This is a genomic window from Streptosporangium sp. NPDC003464, from assembly GCF_053588315.1.
The window spans coordinates 1-20891 of the sequence record NZ_JBSFPS010000179.1 but is presented as its reverse complement, the minus strand read 5'-3'; the positions used below and the strand labels follow the sequence as shown (position 1 = coordinate 20891).

Below are 20891 nucleotides of genomic sequence, written 5' to 3'. Positions count from 1 at the left end.
GGCCGCACCTTCGAGGAGGCGCTCCCGGTCCCCGGGATCATGAGCGACCTGCGGGCCGTCTCCGCGATCGCCGACCACATGGACGTGCACCTCGGTCTCCCGGACCCCGCCGCCGCCCGCCGCGAGCTCGGCTCCATCGGCGCGTGGCGCGGCTCCCGGGCCGCCGCCCCGGAGGTGGGCGCGCGGGCGACCGCCGCCCCGCGGGCCGGCGAGGCGGTCCTGGCCACCTGGCACCTGCTGCTCGACGACGGCCGCCTGCAGGACGGCGAGCCGTACCTCGCGGGCACCGCCCGCGCAGGTGAGGCACTGGTGTCGGCGGCCACCGCCGCGGAGTCCGGCGTCGCCGACGGCGACAAGATCATCGTCACCACCGGGCAGGGCTCGCTGAGCCTGCCGGTGCGGATCGCCGACCTGCCCGACAGGGTGGTGTGGCTGCCGTCGAACTCCGCCGGCCGCTCGGTGACCCGCGACCTGTGCGCCACGGCCGGTGACATCGTCAAGATCGGGAGTGCCTACGGGAACGGCCCCGACGCAATGAGCACCGCGCCCGCGGAGCGCGCCTCCGGCCCGACGGCCGGCGACGGACAGGCCGCCCCCGGCGCGGACGAGGAGCGGTGAGCGACCAATGAATGCCCGGACTCTTCTAGCGGCGGCCGATCCGACCCTTGCCGACTTCGGTAAAGACCCGATCTGGATCAGCATCATCAAGGCCGTCGTCATCTTCGCCGTCCTGATGCTGGGCGTGCTCTTCGGCGTGTGGTTCGAGCGCAAGCTGATCTCCCGGATGCAGAACCGGTACGGCCCCAACCGGGCCGGCAAGTTCGGCCTGCTCCAGTCGGTGGCGGACGGCCTGAAGATGGGTCTCAAGGAAGACCTGATGCCGCGGACCGTGGACAAGGTGATCTACTTCATCGCCCCGGTCGTCCTCGCGGTCCCCGCCTTCCTGGCCTTCTCGGTCATCCCCATGGGGCCGATGGTCTCGATGTTCGGCGTCCAGACGCCGCTGCAGCTCACCGACCTGCCGGTCGCGGTGCTGCTGGTGCTGGCGATGGCCTCGATCGGCGTGTACGGCGTCGTGCTCGCCGGCTGGGGGTCGCGCTCGCCGTACACCATCCTGGGCGGCCTGCGGGCCAGCGCCCAGGTGGTCTCCTACGAGATCGCGATGGGCCTGTCGTTCGTGGGCGTGTTCCTGTTCGCCGGGACGCTCTCCACCTCGGAGATCGTCAGCGCGCAGGCGTCCGGCGGCACGTTCACGCTCGGCGGCCTCAGCATCCCGATGCCCTCGTGGTACATGATCCTGCTGATCCCGTCCTTCCTGATCTACATCGTCACGATGCTGGGCGAGACCAACCGGGTCCCCTTCGACCTGCCCGAGGGCGAGGGCGAGCTGGTCGGCGGCTTCCAGACCGAATACTCCAACTCGCTGAAGTTCGCGGTCATCATGCTGGCCGAGTACGTCAACGTCTTCGTGGTCTCGGCCGTGTCGATCACCCTGTTCATGGGCGGCTGGCGGGCTCCGTTCCCGATCTCCATGTGGGACGGGGCGAACACCGGCTGGTGGCCGCTGCTGTGGTTCTTCCTCAAGATGGTGCTGGTCTTCTCCTTCTTCATCTGGTGCCGCGCCTCGCTCCCGCGAGTCCGCTACGACCAGCTCATGGCCCTCGGCTGGAAGATCCTCATCCCGATCAACCTCGGCTGGATCCTGCTGGTCGCCACCGTCCGGGCCCTGCAGATGGACACCGTCAACCGGTCGCTGGTGCTGATCCTGGCCGCGCTCGTGCTCATCGGCTGCATCGGCGTCTGGTGGCGTTTCGACAGCGTGCTGCAGAAGCGCAAGGAGGACAAGGCCGCTCAGGTCCAGGCCGAGTTCGAGCGTCTCGAAGCCGAACCGACCGCGGGTGGTTTCCCTGTGCCGCCGCTCGACCTGCCGCACTACCACGGGGTGGAGCGCAAGGAGGTTCCCAGTGGGAGCAACTGATTGGCTGAACCCCATCAAGGGGTTCGGCGTGACCTTCCACACCATGTTCAAGAAGGTCGAGACGGTCAACTACCCCGAGGAGAAGCGGCCCACGGCTCCGCGCTTCCACGGCCGGCACCAGCTCAACCGCTGGCCCGACGGCCTGGAGAAGTGCGTCGGCTGTGAGCTCTGCGCCTGGGCCTGTCCGGCCGACGCGATCTTCGTCGAGGGCGCGGACAACACCGACGAGGAGCGTTTCTCGCCGGGTGAGCGCTACGGGCGCACCTACCAGATCAACTATCTGCGGTGCATCCTGTGCGGCCTGTGCATCGAGGCCTGCCCGACCCGCGCGCTGACCATGACGAACGAGTACGAGCTCGCCGACTCCAGCCGCGAGAGCCTCATCTACACCAAGGAGATGCTCCTCGCGCCGCTCGGTCCCGGCATGGAGCTCCCCCCTCACCCCATGCGCCTGGGTGAGACCGAAGAGGACTACTACCGGCTGGGACGTAACAATGGGTGAGACCATCACGTTCTGGGTGCTGGCCGTCGTCTCGGTGTCGGCCGCACTCGGACTTGTCTTCAGCCGCAAGGCGGTCTACTCGGCTCTGATGCTGGGCGTCGTCATGCTCTCCCTGGCGGTGCTCTACGCCGTCCAGGACGCCCCCTTCCTCGCCGCGGTGCAGATCATCGTCTACACCGGCGCCGTCATGATGCTCTTCCTGTTCGTGCTGATGCTCGTCGGCGTCGACTCCGCCGACTCGCTGGTGGAGACGATCAAGGGACAGCGCTTCTGGGCGGCCGTCGCGGGCCTGGGCTTCGCCGCCCTGCTCGCCCTGGGGGTCGGCAACACGGTCTTCGCCCCCGCGGTGGGTGTCGGCGGCGCCACCCAGCAGGCGGGCGGCAACGTCCCGGCGCTGGCCCAGCTCATCTTCACCAGGCACGTCTTCGCCTTCGAGGTCACCTCGGCGCTGCTGATCACCGCCGCGCTCGGCGCGATGGTCCTGGCCCACCGTGAGCGGGTCCGGCCCAAGGCGACCCAGCGCGACCTGTCCCGGGCCCGGTTCACCGGCCCGCAGCCGTCGCCGCTGCCCGGCCCGGGCACCTACGCGCTGCACAACGCCATCGACATGCCGGCCCTGCTGCCCGACGGCTCGGTGTCGCCCAAGTCGATCAACCGGGTGCTCGCCCGGCACGAGGAGGACGGCGTCAGGCCGACCGACCCGGCGAAGGCGGCGCTCGTCAAGCAGGTCATCGACAAGGACGTCGCCGCTGAGGAAGACGTCGTCGCGGAGGACGCGGCCCATCAGGAGGAAGCCAAGTGACCACTCACTACCTGGTGCTCTCCGCGCTGCTGTTCGCGATCGGTGGCATCGGCGTGCTGACGCGGCGTAACGCGATCGTGGTGTTCATGTGCGTGGAGCTCATGCTCAACGCCTGCAACCTCGCCTTCGTCACCTTCGCCAGGCAGCACGGCAACCTGGACGGCCAGCTCATCGCGTTCTTCGTGATGGTGGTGGCCGCGGCCGAGGTCGTGATCGGCCTTGCCATCATCGTGATGATCTTCCGAACCCGCAGGTCCGCGTCGGTGGACGACGCCAACCTGCTGAAGTACTAAGAGGTGGCCGGTGGAATCTCCTGTTGAGATCATCCAGCACTCCGGTGGAGTGATCGGGGTCTCCTGGCTGATGATCGCGCTGCCGCTGCTCGGGGCCGCGATCCTGTTGCTGGGCGGGCGCCGTACCAACGGCTGGGGCCACCTCCTCGGTGTCGCCATGTCGCTGGCCGCCTTCGTGGTGGCCGTCGTCTCCTTCGTCGAACTGCTCGGCCTGCCCGAGTCGGAGCGGCGCCGGGGGATCGAGCTCTACCAGTTCATCCCCGGCATCGCCGACATGGGGCTGCTGATCGACCCGCTGTCGATCAGCTTCGCCCTGCTGATCACCGGTGTGGGCTCGTTGATCCACATCTACTCGATCGGCTACATGTCGCACGACACCGACCGGCGCCGGTTCTTCGCCTACCTGAACCTGTTCGTCGCGGCGATGCTCCTGCTGGTGCTGGCCGACAACTACGTCGCCCTGTTCGTCGGCTGGGAGGGCGTGGGTCTCGCCTCCTACCTGCTGATCGGCTTCTGGCAGTTCAAGCCCACGGCGGCGGCCGCCGCCAAGAAGGCCTTCATCGTCAACCGTGTCGGTGACTTCGGCCTGCTGATCGCCATCTTCACGGTCTGGACGACGTTCGGCTCGGTCACCTTCGGCAAGGTCTTCCCGCTCGCGGGCGAGGCCTCCGACGGCACCATGACCGCCATCGGCCTGCTGCTGCTCCTGGGCGCCTGCGGCAAGTCGGCCCAGCTCCCGCTGCAGTCGTGGCTGCTGGACGCGATGGAGGGCCCGACCCCGGTCTCGGCCCTCATCCACGCCGCGACCATGGTCACCGCCGGCGTCTACCTGGTCGTCCGGTCCGGCGCGTTCTTCGAGGCCGCCCCGACCGCGCAGCTCGTCGTGACGATCGTCGGCGTGGCCACGCTGCTCGCCGGTGCGATCATCGGTTGCGCCAAGGACGACATCAAGAAGGGCCTGGCGGGCTCGACGATGTCGCAGATCGGCTACATGATGCTCGGCGCGGGCCTCGGCCCGGCGGGCTACGCCTTCGCCATCGCGCACCTGATCACGCACGGCTTCTTCAAGGCCAACATGTTCCTCGGCGCCGGCTCGGTCATGCACGCCATGAACGACGAGGTCGACATGCGCCGCTACGGCGGGCTGTTCTCGGTGATGAAGGTCACCGCGATCACCTTCATCGTCGGCTACCTGGCGATCATCGGCTTCCCGCTGCTGTCCGGTTACTTCACCAAGGACGGCATCATCGAGACGGCCATGGAGCACAACGAGATCCTCGGCTGGCTCGCGGTCGTGGGCGCCGGGATCACCGGCTTCTACATGTCGCGGATGATCTTCATGACCTTCTTCGGCAAGAAGCGCTGGGCCGACGACGCCCACCCGCACGAGTCGCCCTCGGTCATGACCGTGCCGCTGGTCATCCTGTCCATCGGCTCGATCTTCCTGGGCGCCTTCCTGATCCTGGACAACCGGTTCATGAAGTTCCTCACCCCGGCCGTCGGCCGCCCCGAGGAGCTGCCGGTGTTCCACTTCTTCAGCGTCCCCGGGCTGGCCACGCTGGCCCTGGTGGCCGCCGGCGCCGCCTTCGCCTGGTTCCGCTACGGCGCGGCCGAGGTGCCCCAGGTCGCCCCGCGCGGCTCCTTCCTCACCACCTTCGCCCGTCGTGACCTGTACGGCGACGCCCTGAACGAGACACTGTTCATGCGCCCCGGCCAGTGGCTGGCCCGGATCGCGGTGTTCGTCGACAACCGCGGCATCGACGGCCTGGTCAACGGGCTGGCCGCGATGATCGGCGGGACCTCCGGCCGGCTGCGCCGCATCCAGACCGGCTACGTGCGGTCCTACGCGTTGTCCATTCTCTTCGGTGCCGCCGTGGTCGTTGGCGCGCTGCTCTACGTAGGGAACATGTGATGCCCTGGCTCTCGATCCTGATGGCCGTGCCCGTACTGGGCGCGGTCGGGGTCTCCCTCACCAAGAGCGACAAGCTCGCCAAGCAGGTGGCCCTCGCGGTCTCGCTGGTCGTGCTGGCGCTGACCGGTGTCGTGGCGGCCCAGTTCAACCCGTCCTCGGAGACGCGCTTCCAGTTCGCCGAGGTCTACGAGTGGATCCCCCGCTTCGGGGTGCACTACGGCGTCGGCGTGGACGGCATCGCCCTGGTGCTGATCGCGCTGTCGGTGGTGCTCGTGCCGATCGTGATCCTCGCCTCCTGGCACGACGCCGACGGCACCGGCGCCGCCGCCCCGCCCAAGCGGTCGGTGAAGACCTACTTCGCGCTGCTGCTGGTGCTGGAAGCGATGATGATCGGCGTCTTCGCGGCGACCGACATCTTCCTCTTCTACGTCTTCTTCGAAGCCATGCTGATCCCGATGTACTTCATGATCGGGTCGTACGGCGGCGCCCAGCGGTCCTACGCGGCCGTGAAGTTCCTGCTCTACTCGCTGTTCGGCGGGCTGCTCATGCTGGTCGCGGTGATCGCGCTCTACGTGATCGCCGCCAAGGGCACGTTCATGTTCCCCGAGCTGGTCGGGGTCATCAAGGACCCGAACACGCAGAAGTGGCTGTTCCTCGGCTTCTTCGTCGCCTTCGCCGTCAAGGCGCCGCTGTGGCCGTTCCACACCTGGCTGCCCGACGCGGCCGCCCAGGCCCCGGCCGGCGCCGCGGTGCTGCTGGTCGGCGTGCTGGACAAGGTCGGCACCTACGGCATGCTCCGCTTCTGCCTGGAGCTGTTCCCGGACGCGGCGAAGTTCTTCACGCCGCTGGTGATCGTGCTGTCGGTGGTGGGCATCGTCTACGGCGCGATCGTGGCGATCGGCCAGACCGACATGAAGCGCCTGATCGCCTACACCTCGATCTCGCACTTCGGCTTCATCGCGCTGGGCGTCTTCGCGATGACCGCGCACGGCGGCGCGGGCGCCACCCTCTACATGGTCAACCACGGTTTCTCGACCGGCGCGCTCTTCCTGATCGCCGGATTCCTGATCTACCGCCGGGGGTCCAGCCAGATCGCCGACTACGGCGGCGTGCAGAAGGTCGCCCCGCTGCTGGCCGGCACCTTCCTGATCGCCGGCCTGTCCGGCCTCTCCCTGCCGGGCCTGTCCTCGTTCGTGAGCGAGTTCATGGTCCTGCTCGGCACCTACGAGCGTTACATGGTCCCGGCGATCATCGCCACGAGCGGTGTGGTCCTGGCGGCCATCTACATCCTGTGGATGTACCAGCGCACGATGACCGGGCCCACGGCCGAGTCGGTCAAGGGCTTCACCGACCTGAACGCGCGGGAGAGGTGGGTGGTGGCCCCGCTGATCGCGGTGATCATCGCCCTCGGCTTCTTCCCCAAGCCGGTCCTCGACGTGATCAACCCCGCGGTGGACCAGACGCTGTCCAACGTCCATGTGGACCAGTTCACCCCAGCCGTCGCTGACAAGAAGGGGGCCGGGCAGTGAACGGCACCATCCAAGCTCCGACGATCGAATACGCGCTGCTGTCCCCGATGCTGATCGTGTTCGGCGCGGCGATCATCGGGGTGCTGGTCGAGGCGTTCGCGCCCCGATACCTGCGCAAGTCGATCCACGTGCCGCTCACGCTGCTGGCGCTGCTCGGCGCGTTCGTCACGACCATCCTGACGGCCGCCAACGGCCTGCCGGACAAGGCCGCGGCCATGGGTGCGGTCGCGGTGGACGGGCCCTCCCTGTTCATCTGGGGCATCATCCTCATCCTGGCCTTCGTCAGCGCGCTGCTGATCAACGACGACGAGCAGTTCGTCGCGCAGGCGGCCGCCGTACCGGGCAGCCCCGACGAGGAGGAGGCGGTCCGCAGCGGGTTCGCCCAGACCGAGGTCTACCCGCTGCTGCTGTTCGCGGTCGGCGGCATGCTGCTGTTCCCCGCGTCCAACGACCTGCTGGTGATGTTCGTGGCCCTTGAGGTCATGTCCCTGCCGCTCTACCTGCTGTGCGGCCTGGCCCGCCGTCGCCGCCTGCTCTCGCAGGAGGCCTCGGTCAAATACTTCCTGCTCGGCGCGTTCTCCTCGGCCTTCTTCCTGTACGGCATGGCCCTGGTGTACGGCTACGCCGGCTCGATCGACCTGAAGGCCATCGCCGACTCGCTCGGCACGGTCGCCGGCCAGGACACGCTGCTGCTCATCGGCACCGCGATGCTCGGCGTCGGCCTGCTGTTCAAGATCGGTGCCGCGCCGTTCCAGGCGTGGAAGCCCGACGTCTACCAGGGCGCGCCCACCGCGGTCACCGCCCTGATGGCCTCCACCGTGCTGGTGGCGGCCTTCGGCGCCGTGCTCCGGGTCTTCTGGGTCGCCCTGGGCGGCCTGGAGTGGAACTGGCAGCCGGTCATGTGGGGCGTCGCGATCCTGACCATGATCGTCGGTGCGATCCTGGCCATCACCCAGACCGACATCAAGCGCATGCTGGCCTACTCGTCGGTGGCGCACGCGGGCTTCCTGCTCACCGGTGTGATCGCGATCGGCACCTTCGAGCAGAACGCGCAGGCCCTGTCGGCCATCCTGTTCTACCTGGCCGCCTACGGCTTCACCACGGTCGGCGCCTTCGCGGTGGTCACCATGGTCCGCGACGCGGGCGGCGAGGCCGGGCACCTGTCCCGGTGGGCCGGCCTCGGCAAGCGGTCCCCGGTCCTGGCGGGCATCTTCGCGTTCTTCCTGCTGGCCTTCGCGGGCATCCCGCTGACCAGCGGATTCTTCGGCAAGTACGCCGTCTTCGCGGCGGCGGTCGCCGGCAACGCGCTGCCGCTGGTCGTCGTGGGTGTGGTGAGCTCGGCGATCGCCGCGTTCTTCTACGTCCGCGTGATCGTGCTGATGTTCTTCAGCGAGCCGGCCGCCGACGGGCCGACCATCGCCGCGCCCACCGTGGGCACCTCGGCTGTGGTCGCTCTGGCGGCAGCGGCTACGGTAGTGCTGGGGGTCTTCCCGCAGCCGGTGCTCGATCTGGCGGACCAGGCTGCGTCCGCACTGTTCATTCGTTAGAGGAGTAAGGCTTCATGGCTGCGCCACCGGTTGTTGATCTGCCATTCATCGACGAGCGGCTGGCGCAGGACCTCGCTAGCGGGCTGGCCGAGGTCGAGAAGCTGCTGCGGACCTCGGTCGAGAGCGAGGACGCCTTCGTCACGGAGGCGTCCAAGCACCTCATCGAGGCGGGCGGCAAGCGGTTCCGGGCCATGCTGGTCCTGCTCGCCGCCCAGTTCGGCTCGCCGGAGGCCCCCGAGGTGGTGCCCGGGGCCGTGGTCATCGAGCTGACCCATCTGGGGTCGCTCTACCACGACGACGTCATGGACGAGGCCCCGGTGCGCCGGGGCTCTCCCTCGGCCAACGCCCGCTGGGACAACACCGTGGCCATCCTGACCGGCGACTACCTGTTCGCCCAGGCCTCGGACATCCTCGCCGACCTCGGCGCCGAGGTCATCCGCATCCAGGCCCAGACGTTCTCCCGCCTGGTCCGCGGCCAGATCCGCGAGACCATCGGCCCCCGTCCCGGCGAGGACCCGGTGGCCCACTACATCGACGTCCTGGCCGACAAGACCGGCTCCCTGATCGCCACCTCGGGCCGGTTCGGCGCCCTGCTGAGCGGCGCCTCGCCCGAGATCGTCGACCGGCTGACCCGGGCCTGCGAGGCCATCGGGGTGGGCTGGCAGCTCGGCGACGACCTGCTCGACGTCGCCTCCGACTCGGTCGAGTCCGGCAAGACGCCCGGCACCGACCTCCGGGAGGGCATCCGGACGCTGCCGGTCCTGTACGTGCTGTCCTCCGACGCCCCCGAGGACGCCCGCCTGCGCGAGCTGCTGGCCGGGCCGGTGGCCGAGGAGGACGTCGAGGAGGCGCTCCGCCTGCTGCGTGCGAACCCGGCCATGGCCCGTGCCCGTGCCGAGCTCGCCGCCTGGGTCGACCGGGCCCGCGAAGATCTGAACGGCCTGCCGGACATCCCCGCCCGCGCCGCCTACCTCGCCCTCTGCGACTACGTCGTCGAGCGCTCCGGCTGACCGCGCGCGGGCTCCGACGGGGGCCCGCCCGGCCGTCAGATCCCCGCGGCGATCTTGAGCAGGACGACGCCGCCGATGATCGAGGCGAAGGAGACGAGCTTGGCCGGGGTGATCCGCTCCTTGTAGATGAGGGCCCCGAGCACGACCGTGCCGATGGAGCCGACGCCGGTCCAGATGGTGTAGCCGACGCCGACGTCCAGGGTCTTCAGGGCCAGGCTGAGGGTGAAGACGCCGCCGGCGGCCGAGAGCAGGGTGAAGACGGACGGCCACAGCCGGGTGAAGCCCTGGGTGGCGTTGGTGCCGAGCGCGAAGCCGATCTCGAAGACGATCGCGACGGAGAGATAGATCCAGGCCATGGTGGTGCTCCTTGGGTGGGGCGCGGGATGGGTCGCGCCGGGTGTGGTGTGCCGGACGGGCGCAGTGTGAGATGAGGCGCGCCGGGTGTGGTGTGCGGGACGGGCGTGGCGCGGGACGGGTCGAGCCGGGTGTCGTGTGCGGGACGGGCGCGGTGCGGGACGGGTCGCACCGGGTGCGGAGCGGGGCGTGCCGGCGGGTGCGGGACGGGGCGTGCTGACGGGTGCGGGACGGGGCGTGCTGACGGGTGCGGGACGGGGCGTGCTGACGGGTGCGGCGCGGAGCCGGGGAGATCGTGCGGGGTCAGGCGGCGACGTGCTCGGAGGCCGCCTGCTGGGGCTCGGCCCCGCGCTGGGAGACGCGGTCGGCGAGTTTGAGGCCCAGCACGCCGCCGATGATCAGGAGGAACGCCAGCACCTTCCATGTGTTGAGCTCCTCGCCGAAGATCACGGTGCCGAGGATGACCGTGCCGACCGAGCCGATGCCGGTCCAGACGGTGTAGCCGACGCCGACGTCCAGGGTCTTCAGGGCCAGACTCAGGAAGAAGATGCCGCCGCCGGCGGCGGCCACCGTGAGCAGTGAGGGACCCAGCTGGGTGAAGCCCTCGGTGGCATTGGTGGCCAGGGCGAAGACGACCTCGAAGACAGCGGCGATGAGCAGGTAGATCCAGGCCATTGGCGGGACTCCTCACGTAGGATATATTTGCATGTATATGCATATTTTTGGTGACACGACAAAGCATGTATGCACATGTATATTGTGTCAAGTCCGGCTCATGGAGAGTCGGATGTGAAAGGAGGTGTGTGTGACCGTTTCAGCCCCCTCCGGGGTCCAGCTCCCCGCGCCGCCGGCGCCGTCCGGAGACGCCTCGATGTGGAACCGCGTCCTGGCCTTGCACGTGCGTGTGGAGAACCGGCTGGCCGCCGTGCTCCAGCGCCGGCACGGCATCGGCCTGTCGGAATACCGCGCGCTCGGCCATCTGGCTGCGGCTCCCGACCACGAGCTGCGCATGCAGGAGCTGGCCGACAGGATCGGCCTCAACCAGAGCTCGGTGACCCGCCTCGTGGCGCGCCTGCACGAGGCCGAGTTCACCTACCGGGACCTGTGCCCCAACGACAGGCGCGGGGTCTACACCGTGCTTACCGACGCCGGCCGCACCCGACACGCCGAGGCGGCGGCCACCTACGAGGAGACCCTGCGGGAGGCGCTGGAGGAGGCCGCGCGGGCCGACCCGGACCTCGCCGCCGTGGTGACCGCGCTGCGCGCCGCCTGAGCCTTCCCAGCCGCCGGGGTGGGCCCGCCCTGGCCGTCCGCCGGCGTCCGCCCGCCCGAGCTTCTGCGGGCCGCCCGTCGCGGCGGCACGCGGATCCGGAGTTCCCCTCCCGGCCCCTACACGGTCACGGTCTCCAGTGCCGTACGGCGGGCCGCGTGGGCGGCGCGGAGGCTGTCCCAGGTGAAGACCGACAGCGCCAGCCAGACGATGGCGAACCCGATCCAGCGGCTGGGCGGCATGACCTCGTGGATGACGAACACGCCGACGAGGAACTGCAGCACCGGGGCGATGTACTGGAGCAGGCCGATGGTGGTGAGCGGCACCCGGATCGCGGCCGCCGAGAAGCAGAGCAGCGGGACGGCCGTGATCACACCGCTGCCGGCCAGGAGGAGGGTGTGGCCGAGGCTCAGGCTCCCGAAGGTGCCCGTGCCCTGCCCCTGCAGGTAGATCACATAGCCGAGCGCGGGTGCCAGCAGCACCAGCGTCTCGATGGTCATGCTCTCCGCCGCGCCGACCTGCGCGATCTTCTTGACCAGCCCGTAGGTGCCGAAGCTGAACGCCAGCACCAGTGCGATCCACGGCAGCCGGCCGTAGTCGAGGGTGAGGACGACGACGGCCAGGGTGCCCAGCCCGACCGCGCCCCACTGCCACGGCCGTAGGCGCTCCTTGAGGAGGAAGACGCCGAAGAGCACACTGACCAGAGGGTTGATGAAGTAGCCGAGCGCGCTCTCGACCACATGCCCGGTGTTGACGGCGTAGATGTAGACACCCCAGTTGACCGTGACGATCGCCGCGGTCAGGGCGAGGAGGCCGACCTTCCGGGGGGTGCGCAGCAGCTCGCGGATCCAGGACCAGTGGCGCCGCACCGCCAGGATGGCGACGACGGCGACGAGGGACCAGGCGACGCGGTGGGCCAGGATCTCCAGGGCGCCTGAGGGTTTCAGGAGCGGCCAGTACAGCGGGAACAGGCCCCACATGGTGTAGGCGGCGATGCCGTACAGGACTCCTTGGCGCGATTCAGGCATGTAGCCCATTTTGACTGCTTACGAGATTTAACACAAATTAGTGGTTCTTGCGTTACTGTTAAGTTGCTCTTACGGGAACACCGCGCACCCCCGGATGGTTGCCTCTGTCAAAGGTGTCAGGAGGAGGTTCGCAATGGGCTGGCTGTTCGGCAAGGACAAGACTTCCATGGTGTCCCCGGAGAACGCGCTCCCGGGGCGGGACACCCGCATGGCGGTGCCTGCGCGTCACGCGGTCCTCGACGCCCCGCTGGCTCCGCCGTACCCAGAGGGGAGCGAGATCGCCGACTTCGGCCTCGGCTGTTTCTGGGGCGCCGAGCGCAAGTTCTGGCAGACCCCCGGCGTGGTCTCCACCTCGGTCGGCTACGCGGGCGGCTACACCCGGAACCCGTCCTACGAAGAGGTCTGCAGCGGCCAGACCGGCCACACGGAGGTCGTCCGCGTGGTCTTCGACCCGTCCCGGGTCTCCTACGAGGAGCTGCTGCGCGTCTTCTGGGAGGCCCACAACCCCACCCAGGGCATGCGCCAGGGCAACGACGTCGGCACCCAGTATCGCTCGGCCGTCTACTTCCACTCGCCCGAGCAGGAGAAGTCCGCCCTGGCCTCACGTGACGCCTACCAGAAGGTGCTCACCGAGTCCGGCTACGGCCAGATCACCACCGAGATCGCCCCGGCCGGGGATTACTTCTTCGCCGAGGAATATCACCAGCAGTACCTTTACCGCAACAAAAACGGCTACTGCGGGATAGGAGGGACCGGGGTCGCCTGCCCGGTCGGTCTGACCTCCGGCGAGGCGTAGACCTGCGGAGATAGCCCAATCCTGGCTCAGGACCGCCCGGTCCATCCGATGTCGATCTTGGGCCAGAGTTGTTTCCGGCGACAATCTTCTCTACAGGGTCAAGGCGGCAGCGCTCCGCGCCACCGCACGGCGGGGCGTGCCCGCCCGCGCCGCGCGGACATCGGGACCGGGCATGCGGCCTTGGCGGCCGGTCCCGGCCCGCGCCCGCGCCACGCGGACGGTCAGACCCCGCCGCCCGCCGCACCAGGCCGCCCACCGTAGCCAAACACCGCGCCGACCACCCACGCACTGCCGCAAGTCCGCATCGGAAGCAGCCGGGATTGTGATCATCCAGACGATTGGCAACGCCCTCACGATCGCCTGACGGTGGCTGATCTCCGGACAGGGTCGGGGGCGATCGACGGTCCGGCGCTTCGTCCCTCAGCACCAGCCCACCGGGCAGCGGGGTACGGCACAGTTCATTCACCGCATGTCTGTCGTGGTCTGCCAGTAGGTTCCCCAGGACGGGCGCAGGAAGTCATGAGGAATGATCCACTCACTCTCGTCGGATGAGCTGTCCGGCATGGGGACGGGGTTGTTGCTTGTTTTCCGCCGCTCCGACCACCGGCCCCAACCGCTACGCGGCCCCTACGGGGTGCTTCGCATTGGTGCCGGCCGCTCCGCTCCCGTCGATGGTTCCTCTGGGGATGCTGATGTTCCTCCCCCGCCCTGGACTGCCTGACGTGCTCGTGTCGCTTGGTCGACCCCCTCTCCGCCGATGCACGCTGTGGGGGCAACGATGCATCTCACGCGCGTGGGGGCACGCCAGGACGGAGCAGAGCCTCAACCAGGCCACGAGACCGGCAGCCATCCGGGGACGGGGGAGGAACACGGAGCCAGGAGTCCCCGAATGACTCCTGGCAGGCGTGGCGACGCCGTCCCTCCAGATCTCACGCCGCCACGCCAGTCTCTACCGGGCTCTACCGGACAGCAGTCCCGTCCAGATCGCCCGAGTCTCATTGATCGGCCGGACAGAGGTCTCATGCACTTCAGGCTTGCCGTCGAGCTGGACGGTCCGACGGATGAACGCCCGCCCGCCGCCCTCGTACAGCTCGTAGACCGTCGCCCGGCAGAAGCACGTCCAGGCCACCGCGCGCGCCCGCTCCAGCACCGGGTATGGCGTGCGCCACTCCAGCCGTACGTGATCACGCTGGAGCATGGCCACGTGCGGGCTCAGGCACTCATCCAGCACCGTCACGACATGCTTTCCGCGATCAGGTCGACCACCTTTTCCGGGTGCTCGCTCCTGACGACCTGCGGCTCAGGGTTGGTGCGCCGGGATACCAGGTAGGAGCCGGAGCGTGGCCCCATGGTCACTGTGACGTCGTGGCCGCCTTGAGGACCGATGACGGCCAGCTCAGGAGGGTGCCGCTCCAGCCATGACCGGAGGGGCCGGTTGGGCCAGGTGACCTCATCGGCGCGGTTGGCGAAAAGCCCGAGACTGATCGTGTGATGGCACCGGGCACGGATCCCCCGCTCCTTGAGAAGCCGCTGTACGACGGCCAGCGCCTTGTCCTGGCTCTCCGCTGTGGCTTCATCGATTGCCTTTGGAGATTCAGCCGTTGCCGTGTGCTGTGTCACCTGGCCTCCAAGGTCGGAACCATCAGATTCGGGCGGCGAGGACCGTAGTTCTCGCTGCCACCGCGACCTTAGAAATGGTCAAGGGGCCCGGTGTGCACAAGCTGTGTACACCGGACCCCTTGACAAGCTGCCCTAGAGGGACATGCGGCCTTCCAGAACCCGCAGGGGCTCTGGAATCCTGCGGTGGACTCGCACAAGCTGGCGGACCGTCTCCCTGGCCGAGGGATGGAAGCGCGTCATCTGCGGCGCGGTCCGCTCGGCATTGATCATGCGCTTGAGCGCCTTGTCGTGATCATTGGTCCATAGATGAGCCCGCGCCATGTCCAGCTCGTGATGTGCCCGGCGCTCGTCGGTGACCTTTTCCCGAGCTAGATCAACTCCTTGGTCTAGCCGTATCGCCTGATCGGAGTCACCTAGTTCGACGGCCACCGCGCATCCGTGAATAGCGGCATTACCTGGATTCATCTGGAGGCCGTACGGGTCACGCCGATCTCTCGGATTGACCCGCGCCGCCGCCTCAGTCGCGGTCCCGTGATGCTCCCAGGCGTCCGAGACCTTCCCTGCCCGTGCGGCGGCAATGGCCGCGCTGAGATGGAGCGAGCCGAAGACCTCCGTGGACACCGGGTTGTCCTGATCAACTTTGCCCGCAGTCTGTTTGATCATCCTGAGCGCGACGTCCCATGAGCCAAGCGTCATCAGCAGCCGCGCCCGACCCAGGCTGACCAAGTGAGGTAGGTGAGGATCTTCCGCGCGTTGAGCAGAGACAGATGTCCGTTCCACCACGACCTGCGCCAGGTCGTTGTAGCCGAGGCGACGCGCCAGGGAACCGGCGAGGCTTTGGGCGCGATTGAGCAGACGCCAGGCACGAGGAGCATCTGATTCCATGACCTGCACGGTGAGCTCTTCCAGGACCGCAGGGAGGAGAGCGCCAAGTCGGATATGTGATGCGGCCTTCTGGAATTTCTGAAGCCTGACGAGTTCCAGAGCCAGTTCATCGAGCGTCCGAGGAGGCATATCCAACTCGGGTGCGACGTCTACATAGGCCAAAGCCATCCGGATCGCGGGGATCGTTGCGTGAACGGCATCGCTGCGCTTGTCGGTGCCTCGATACGGCTGGCCGTTGATCTCTGCCGGGTCCACGGAGCAGGCCCGTGCGACAGCGGCGACGAGGGAAGGGGTTGCCGGTTTCGAGCCGGATTCAACCTTGGCGATGAGACTTCGAGAGACGTTCGCCAGTGTGGCCAGGCCCTCTTGGCTGAGGTTGCGGAGCTTCCGCACTCTGGCTATCCGCTGCCCGGTGTGCTCGCTGCGATCGGTGTGCGCTAGGTCAGGATTCCAGTCGTGCCCGGTCATACCGACTCCTCCTCGCAGTCGCGCGGCTTCTCCACCATAACTGCCTGCCCAGTTCAAAGAGGTGGACATTCCTCAGTGGCTGTTCCGTTGACTTCCCGTCCGCGCGCGATCTTGCGTGCGGTGGCGATGCGTTGTCGGGCGTTATCGGCCCAGAAGGCTTCGCCGTGTCGGTGCCCGCTCCCGGCATAGCGCCAGTCCTGCAAGGTGATCGTTTCCCTGCCGTCCCGCTCCGGGAGACCGAGGATCAGCCGGGCTTGTTCGGCGCGGTGGTCGGCCCGTGCCTGCCGCAGGTCGCCGAGGGTCGTGGAGTAGCGGCGTGATTTGGTGGAGAAGTGCCCCCGGTAGCCGAGCATGTGAGCCCAGTGCCGCAGGGGAATGTCCCTGTACTGGGGTAGCTCACCCAGGCTGAAGCAGGTCAGGATCATACGCCGGGCGTGTTCGGTCACGTCCAGACTGGTGATGTCCCAGATGTTGCGGATCGGACGGTCTACCGTCCCGGCTGACTCCGCGCCCTTGGTGGCGTACTTGGCCACGTAGGACGCCACGCGCTGATCACTGACCCCGCCCAGGTCCGAGGAGATGTAGACCGGTCGGACGTCGAGCTGATCACCCCAGCCCAGAATGGGAACAGGGCCAGGAGAACGGCTTGGGACGGGAACGGCGACCTGGCCGGCAGCCAGCCGAATCGCGCGGTCCAGCAAGGGGACCGTTGCCCAGTCCGGCGGTCGGTCCGCAGGCCCCTCCGGTCCGTCGAGGCGGATCACAGCATGGAAGTGGACCAGGCCGCGCGCTTGGTACTCGGCGACCTTGGCGTACGACAACCGCAACGTCCGGCGTAGCTCAGTACGGCTGACGCCGAGCAGGCGGGCGAAGACGGACGGAATGGCCTTGGTGAACTCCCGCCAGAGCTGGCCCGCGTGGGCGTTCCACAGCACCGCGCCCCGGTAGTCGTAGCAGTCCAGGCAGAGAGGTTGCCCGACCTGAGGGTCTTCGCGGTCATGGCGTGCGCCGCAGCCTTCCGGCCGCCCGTGCTCGCACACCGGGAAGTCGCGCCGGGGACGGCAGGGCAGGGTCTTGCCGTCCTTCCCCTCTCGGTGGGCGTGGACCGCGCCGAAGGACGGGGCGGTGAAGGTGGCGAACACGCGAGGATGAGCGCTGACCCCTTCAGGAACGCCTTTGCCGCCCCGAAGGCCGGAGATGATCAGGTGATAGGTGTCGTCCTTGTACATCGCCGAGCAGGCCGGGCAACGGGACGCGCGCCGGTTGCCGCACGCGGTCAGCAGGTATCCGGTTGGTTCGTCGGCGGTCCGGTAGACGTCCAGGACCTCACCCGTTCCGGCGTCCACGGTCAGGCGTTCACCGTGGAGCCGGACGGGCTGAGCACAGCCGCCCGTGGCGTACACCATGCGTTGCCACCGGGCGAAGTCCGGCATGGCCGCGCGCTGCATCGCAGCCAGGATGTCAGGGGCGAAGGAAGGAACTCCGTTCACGCGGCATTCCCCCCGCTCGCCTCGTCGGGCAGGGAATCAGTGTCATGCGCTCCAGCAACGCTGACGTTGAACACAACGGCGACACGTCGCCACTTCTCGTCAGACCAGCGGGGGGACCGTTCGGCTTGTTGTCTGCCCCACTCCCGAGCAGACAAGGGGGTTTTAGGGTTCAGGTGGCCTCCTCCATCGTGGATGGAGCCACCGCCCGCCGGATGGTCAAGACGTCGCGCACCTTCACCAGGGCAGCCTGAGAGTAGCTGTTGGCGTGTGGTGCACAGCAGCGAGATAGATCAATTGGAGTGCGGCGAGAGAGTGAATGGCGCGCTCTGTGTGGACACCCACCGTCGGGCCGGGGCCCTCCGACGATCATCGGTGGTCATAAATGCGTTTGTGCCCGGACTAAACATGCGCCTGAGGTAATTCGCCGAAATATTCGCTGTGTCGCGCCGTGAGAGGGTCGGTGACTTCTTACGTAGATCAGTCGTACCACTTGAAGAACGTTTTCACACCGCCAGAAGTTCCCGAATTGGGTTTGTGTGAGGACGTCCGCCAGCGTCCAGAGAAGTCCGTCAGAGTCCGTAGACGTCCACCTGTCACTTTCGCTCGGCGGGAAAAGCAAGAGGGCCGTCACCCTCTGGTAAGGGCAACGGCTCGCCTCCTCGCCGAAGACGTCTAGGACGTCTTAAGGCTCAGTCCTCACGCCAGATCGGTTCGAGCAGGTCGGGGTTGAAGGGCCTCCGTCCGCCCCCGCTGGGGTGGATGATCACCGCGTGCAGCGCCTCACGGATGTACGACCGCTTGATGGATAGCGGCAAGCCGCCCTCCTCCTCAGAGAGGTACCAGCGTCGCCGGATCTCGGTCACATCCGTGGTGGATCGGGCTAGACGACGTTCGATGGAGGCTGTGAAGTTCTGCGCCTCCGCACGCAGTCGACTAATGCGCTTTTCTAGGTCAGGGGCCATGGAGAAGAACAGTTCGTTGCTGATGTTTCCGGCCGTCCACTGGTTGCGCAGTTCTTCGAGCCGGGATTTCGCGTCCTCGTATTCCGGCTGTCCCGTCCACTCGGCAGGCTCGGCGGAAGCGGCCATCTGAACCTCTTCGAGCTTGGCGAGGACCGCCTCTGAGATGTAGAGGTCGACCATGTCACCTCGCCTGCCAAGGCTGCCGCAACCGCCCACCGTCTTGGCGGGGCAGATGTAGATGTGCTGGACGCAGTCCTTGTTGTGGGTGACCCGCAGGGAAGCGTTGCAACGCGAACCGTCGGGCTTGATTCGACCGCATCGGAGGAAGCCGGTGAGCAGGTAGTTGGGCTCTCGGAAGTCGCGCGGGAGGATGTGACCGATCCGTCCGTCCCGGTGGACGTAGTGGCCCTTGCGGGCGTCGAACAGGTTCTTGACCGCCATCCACTGTTCAGGAGAGACGATCGGCTCCCACTGCCCGACGACGGGGTTTCCGTCCGTGTCTCTGACCAACTCTCCGTTGATCTGGCGCCAGCCGCAGACCCTGGGGTTGGTAACCGTGATCTTGAGGGAGGACGGCGTCCAGAGGTTGCCGAGAGAGGTCTCGACACCGTCCTTCTGCCATTGGGTGGCGATCGAGTGGAGTGAGCGCCCGCTGATCAGGTCGGTGATGGCCTGCCGTACTAGCGGAGCTTCACGAGGGTCGAGCTTCAGACGGTCAGGCAACCAGCCGAAAGGACGCGTCCCGCCGGCGGGTACCCCCAGCTCCGCCCGCGTCCGGTGGGAGCGGCGCATCCGGCGCTGCATCTTCCGGACTTCCATCTTCGAGATGACCGCGCCGAAGAGTCCCATGCTCTCGGCGTCCTCGCTGTAGAGGTCTTTCGCCCCGCGAGCGTCGGCGAACACGCGGCCGTCCCGATAGGTGATCGCTTCGACGAACCGTTCGTAGTCACCGGGACGGCGGGCGAGCCGGTCCTCTGCGACGATGACGACGCCCTGCACCGCCGTACCGTCGGGAAGCTCTCCCATGCGCAGGGCCTTGAGCATCGCCTCGAAGTTGTCGCGGACCACGTCGGCCTTGGCTGCGGACTTGTCGTTGTCGGTGAACTCGTGGACGACGGTCCAGCCGTGCCGTACCGCTGTCTCGCGGTTGAGCTTGTGCTGGTCCTGAACTCCGTGTTCGTCCCTCCTGATGTCTGCGGAGATGCGAGCGTAGGAGACGACGGGGACAGCCGGACCGACCTGTGTCATGGGGGACCTCCGTCAGGAATTATTGCCTGAGCGATAGGTCTACCACCAGCAGTACCTTTACAAGAACCCCGGCGGCTACTGCGGCATCGGCGGGACGGGCGTCTCCTGCCCGGTCGGCATCGCGCCCGCCGGGGAGTGAGCAAGGCGGTCTTCGACGAGGTCTCGGTCCTGTGGGCGGAGCATTCGGGGTTGACCTTCCCCGATGATCTGCGCGGGGCCGAGGTCCACGGAGAGCCGGTCGCATACCTCGACTCCTGCATGGCAGGTCCGCTGACCAGCTATGTGGGGAGCCGGCGAGGGATGTTGGGCCCTGATCAACTCCGGACTGTGAGGGGGTGCGCCCGCGATCTGCGGGCGCTGCTTCCGCGTCTTCGCCGACACGAGGGCCGTACCTACGTCGCCCGCCTGCTCAGGATCGCCGACCTGATCATCAGCGATGCAACCCAAGATATTCGTCACGAACAGTGACAGTGCTTGGCGACGTCGAGACGAGGCGACAGGTGATCAACCGCATCTCCAGCGGAGATCAGCCCCCCGATGACTTGCTGACCCTGTGGGCGCTCGCCACGCGCTACTTCGACCACCCGGACTATCAGCTGGAGTGGTGGCGTCCAGACGAGTAACTCGTCATGACAGGCTCATTTGAAAGTCGCTGAGATCACCTCAAAACTTCCGGCAGCACGAGATCGCCAAGTTCCCGGTGGCATGAAGCCGCCGCCATGGCCGGAAGTCGACCTCCAGATGCGGGACTGGGTAAAGGCTGTCGATAAACGCCCTTCGGGTGGCTGCCGCACGGGGACGACTCCGTGCGGTCAAGGACGACGACGGCAGGTGGCGTAGCAGCAAGAAGTGGGTGAACGACTACCTCAAGTCGAGGCATCGCAGGTCGTGATGTGTCTGCCGTGGATGAAAGGTGGCCTGGCGGGACCACACCAGCACCATCCCCTCTACCTCAATTGTTGCTGCGGCACTGGCGGCACCGACGTCAAGCCAGGTGACCCGTCCTCAGTGGGGCGCCTGCCAGACAGACATGGTTCCGACCGAGAAGTAGCGCCTATTCGGGTCCTGCCGCGCCTCCTCTGAAGGTTGTTCCGGCACGGCTTGCGTCGCTGTGGCGGGAGCCGGAGGTCGCGCCCATTACTCAACGTGTTTGCGTGAAAGTAAGCTGTGGCAGTACCCCAGCTCATAGCATCGATG

General features: G+C 67.5%; 20 protein-coding genes and 1 pseudogene. 13 read left to right on the top strand and 8 right to left on the bottom strand.

Translation table 11 applies throughout. The annotated features are described in order from the left end of the window. From ACWDS7_RS31980 to ACWDS7_RS31940, 9 genes are all read left to right on the top strand, one after another. A partial coding sequence (locus ACWDS7_RS31980; protein ID WP_451932281.1) for a molybdopterin dinucleotide binding domain-containing protein occupies positions 1–618 on the top strand: 618 nt, incomplete at its 5' end. A gap of 7 nt (positions 619–625) precedes the next feature. Beyond that, the gene (nuoH, locus tag ACWDS7_RS31975) at positions 626–1978 is read left to right on the top strand and encodes an NADH-quinone oxidoreductase subunit NuoH (protein WP_306860418.1); all 1353 of its coding nucleotides are present in this window, start codon (positions 626–628) and stop codon (positions 1976–1978) included. After that, the gene (nuoI, locus tag ACWDS7_RS31970; RefSeq protein WP_306860416.1) at positions 1965–2480 is read left to right on the top strand and encodes an NADH-quinone oxidoreductase subunit NuoI; all 516 of its coding nucleotides are present in this window, start codon (positions 1965–1967) and stop codon (positions 2478–2480) included. Before nuoH ends, nuoI begins: the two co-directional genes overlap by 14 nt. Further along, positions 2473–3282, top strand: a complete 810-nt coding sequence (locus ACWDS7_RS31965) for an NADH-quinone oxidoreductase subunit J (RefSeq protein ID WP_451932280.1) — start codon at positions 2473–2475, stop codon at positions 3280–3282. Before nuoI ends, ACWDS7_RS31965 begins: the two co-directional genes overlap by 8 nt. Then, positions 3279–3575 carry an NADH-quinone oxidoreductase subunit NuoK gene (gene nuoK / locus ACWDS7_RS31960; protein WP_306860411.1) on the top strand — a complete coding sequence of 99 codons (297 nt, stop codon included), beginning with the start codon at positions 3279–3281 and terminating at the stop codon, positions 3573–3575. The genes ACWDS7_RS31965 and nuoK overlap by 4 nt, the downstream gene beginning before the upstream one ends. A 70-nt stretch (positions 3576–3645) precedes the next feature. Continuing rightward, positions 3646–5487, top strand: coding sequence for an NADH-quinone oxidoreductase subunit L (gene nuoL, locus ACWDS7_RS31955; protein ID WP_451932282.1), 1842 nt, complete (start codon positions 3646–3648; stop codon positions 5485–5487). Continuing rightward, the gene (locus ACWDS7_RS31950) at positions 5487–7016 is read left to right on the top strand and encodes an NADH-quinone oxidoreductase subunit M (protein WP_451932279.1); all 1530 of its coding nucleotides are present in this window, start codon (positions 5487–5489) and stop codon (positions 7014–7016) included. The genes nuoL and ACWDS7_RS31950 overlap by 1 nt, the downstream gene beginning before the upstream one ends. Further along, positions 7013–8563 (top strand): NADH-quinone oxidoreductase subunit NuoN, encoded by a 1551-nt coding sequence (gene nuoN / locus ACWDS7_RS31945; protein ID WP_306860408.1) that lies wholly within the window; start codon positions 7013–7015, stop codon positions 8561–8563. Before ACWDS7_RS31950 ends, nuoN begins: the two co-directional genes overlap by 4 nt. Positions 8564–8577: 14 nt before the next feature. Next, complete coding sequence (locus ACWDS7_RS31940) at positions 8578–9573, top strand: polyprenyl synthetase family protein (protein WP_306860406.1); 996 nt, start codon at positions 8578–8580, stop codon at positions 9571–9573. A 35-nt stretch (positions 9574–9608) separates the two neighbouring features. On the opposite strand, the gene ACWDS7_RS31935 is transcribed toward ACWDS7_RS31940, so the two are convergent. Both ACWDS7_RS31935 and ACWDS7_RS31930 read right to left on the bottom strand, forming a co-directional pair. Then, positions 9609–9929: a DMT family transporter gene (locus ACWDS7_RS31935; RefSeq protein ID WP_306860404.1), complete on the bottom strand. Its 321-nt coding sequence runs from the start codon at positions 9927–9929 to the stop codon at positions 9609–9611. Positions 9930–10230: 301 nt separating this feature from the next. Beyond that, entirely contained in the window at positions 10231–10602 is a 372-nt protein-coding gene (locus ACWDS7_RS31930; RefSeq protein WP_306860402.1) for a DMT family transporter, read from the bottom strand. A 130-nt stretch (positions 10603–10732) separates the two neighbouring features. On the opposite strand from ACWDS7_RS31930, the gene ACWDS7_RS31925 reads away from it, so the two are divergent. Further along, positions 10733–11200 carry a MarR family winged helix-turn-helix transcriptional regulator gene (locus ACWDS7_RS31925; protein ID WP_451932278.1) on the top strand — a complete coding sequence of 156 codons (468 nt, stop codon included), beginning with the start codon at positions 10733–10735 and terminating at the stop codon, positions 11198–11200. 116 nt (positions 11201–11316) lie between these two features. On the opposite strand, the gene rarD is transcribed toward ACWDS7_RS31925, so the two are convergent. Further along, positions 11317–12225, bottom strand: coding sequence for an EamA family transporter RarD (gene rarD / locus ACWDS7_RS31920; protein ID WP_451932277.1), 909 nt, complete (start codon positions 12223–12225; stop codon positions 11317–11319). A 133-nt stretch (positions 12226–12358) separates the two neighbouring features. On the opposite strand from rarD, the gene msrA reads away from it, so the two are divergent. After that, positions 12359–13021 (top strand): peptide-methionine (S)-S-oxide reductase MsrA, encoded by a 663-nt coding sequence (gene msrA / locus ACWDS7_RS31915; RefSeq protein ID WP_451932276.1) that lies wholly within the window; start codon positions 12359–12361, stop codon positions 13019–13021. 949 nt (positions 13022–13970) lie between these two features. Here msrA and ACWDS7_RS31910 read toward each other — a convergent pair. The 5 genes from ACWDS7_RS31910 to ACWDS7_RS31890 form a co-directional block, all read right to left on the bottom strand. Continuing rightward, entirely contained in the window at positions 13971–14258 is a 288-nt protein-coding gene (locus tag ACWDS7_RS31910) for a hypothetical protein (protein ID WP_451932275.1), read from the bottom strand. Then, on the bottom strand, positions 14255–14641 hold the full coding sequence (locus tag ACWDS7_RS31905; RefSeq protein WP_451932274.1) for a hypothetical protein: 387 nt from the start codon (positions 14639–14641) through the stop codon (positions 14255–14257). Before ACWDS7_RS31905 ends, ACWDS7_RS31910 begins: the two co-directional genes overlap by 4 nt. A gap of 132 nt (positions 14642–14773) precedes the next feature. Then, on the bottom strand, positions 14774–15994 hold the full coding sequence (locus tag ACWDS7_RS31900; protein ID WP_451932273.1) for a helix-turn-helix domain-containing protein: 1221 nt from the start codon (positions 15992–15994) through the stop codon (positions 14774–14776). Positions 15995–16047: 53 nt separating this feature from the next. Next, positions 16048–17484, bottom strand: coding sequence for a replication initiator (locus tag ACWDS7_RS31895; RefSeq protein WP_451932272.1), 1437 nt, complete (start codon positions 17482–17484; stop codon positions 16048–16050). Between the two features lie 689 nt (positions 17485–18173). After that, positions 18174–19694 (bottom strand): recombinase family protein, encoded by a 1521-nt coding sequence (locus ACWDS7_RS31890; RefSeq protein WP_451932271.1) that lies wholly within the window; start codon positions 19692–19694, stop codon positions 18174–18176. Positions 19695–19734: 40 nt separating this feature from the next. Between ACWDS7_RS31890 and ACWDS7_RS31885 the strand changes: the two are divergent. After that, positions 19735–19833: pseudogene (locus ACWDS7_RS31885) on the top strand (peptide-methionine (S)-S-oxide reductase MsrA); the annotation flags it as partial. A gap of 196 nt (positions 19834–20029) precedes the next feature. Continuing rightward, complete coding sequence (locus ACWDS7_RS31880; protein WP_451932270.1) at positions 20030–20317, top strand: DUF6221 family protein; 288 nt, start codon at positions 20030–20032, stop codon at positions 20315–20317. The last annotated feature ends 574 nt before the right edge of the window (positions 20318–20891 follow it).

Coding starts and splice junctions, on each gene's coding strand:
- ACWDS7_RS31900 (WP_451932273.1), bottom strand. CDS start 15,994: ATGACCGGGCACGACTGGAATCCTGACCTAGCGCACACCGATCGCAGC.
- msrA (WP_451932276.1), top strand. CDS start 12,359: ATGGGCTGGCTGTTCGGCAAGGACAAGACTTCCATGGTGTCCCCGGAG.
- nuoH (WP_306860418.1), top strand. CDS start 626: ATGAATGCCCGGACTCTTCTAGCGGCGGCCGATCCGACCCTTGCCGAC.
- ACWDS7_RS31950 (WP_451932279.1), top strand. CDS start 5,487: ATGCCCTGGCTCTCGATCCTGATGGCCGTGCCCGTACTGGGCGCGGTC.
- ACWDS7_RS31940 (WP_306860406.1), top strand. CDS start 8,578: ATGGCTGCGCCACCGGTTGTTGATCTGCCATTCATCGACGAGCGGCTG.
- nuoL (WP_451932282.1), top strand. CDS start 3,646: ATGATCGCGCTGCCGCTGCTCGGGGCCGCGATCCTGTTGCTGGGCGGG.
- ACWDS7_RS31965 (WP_451932280.1), top strand. CDS start 2,473: ATGGGTGAGACCATCACGTTCTGGGTGCTGGCCGTCGTCTCGGTGTCG.
- ACWDS7_RS31890 (WP_451932271.1), bottom strand. CDS start 19,694: ATGACACAGGTCGGTCCGGCTGTCCCCGTCGTCTCCTACGCTCGCATC.
- ACWDS7_RS31935 (WP_306860404.1), bottom strand. CDS start 9,929: ATGGCCTGGATCTATCTCTCCGTCGCGATCGTCTTCGAGATCGGCTTC.
- ACWDS7_RS31930 (WP_306860402.1), bottom strand. CDS start 10,602: ATGGCCTGGATCTACCTGCTCATCGCCGCTGTCTTCGAGGTCGTCTTC.
- rarD (WP_451932277.1), bottom strand. CDS start 12,225: ATGCCTGAATCGCGCCAAGGAGTCCTGTACGGCATCGCCGCCTACACC.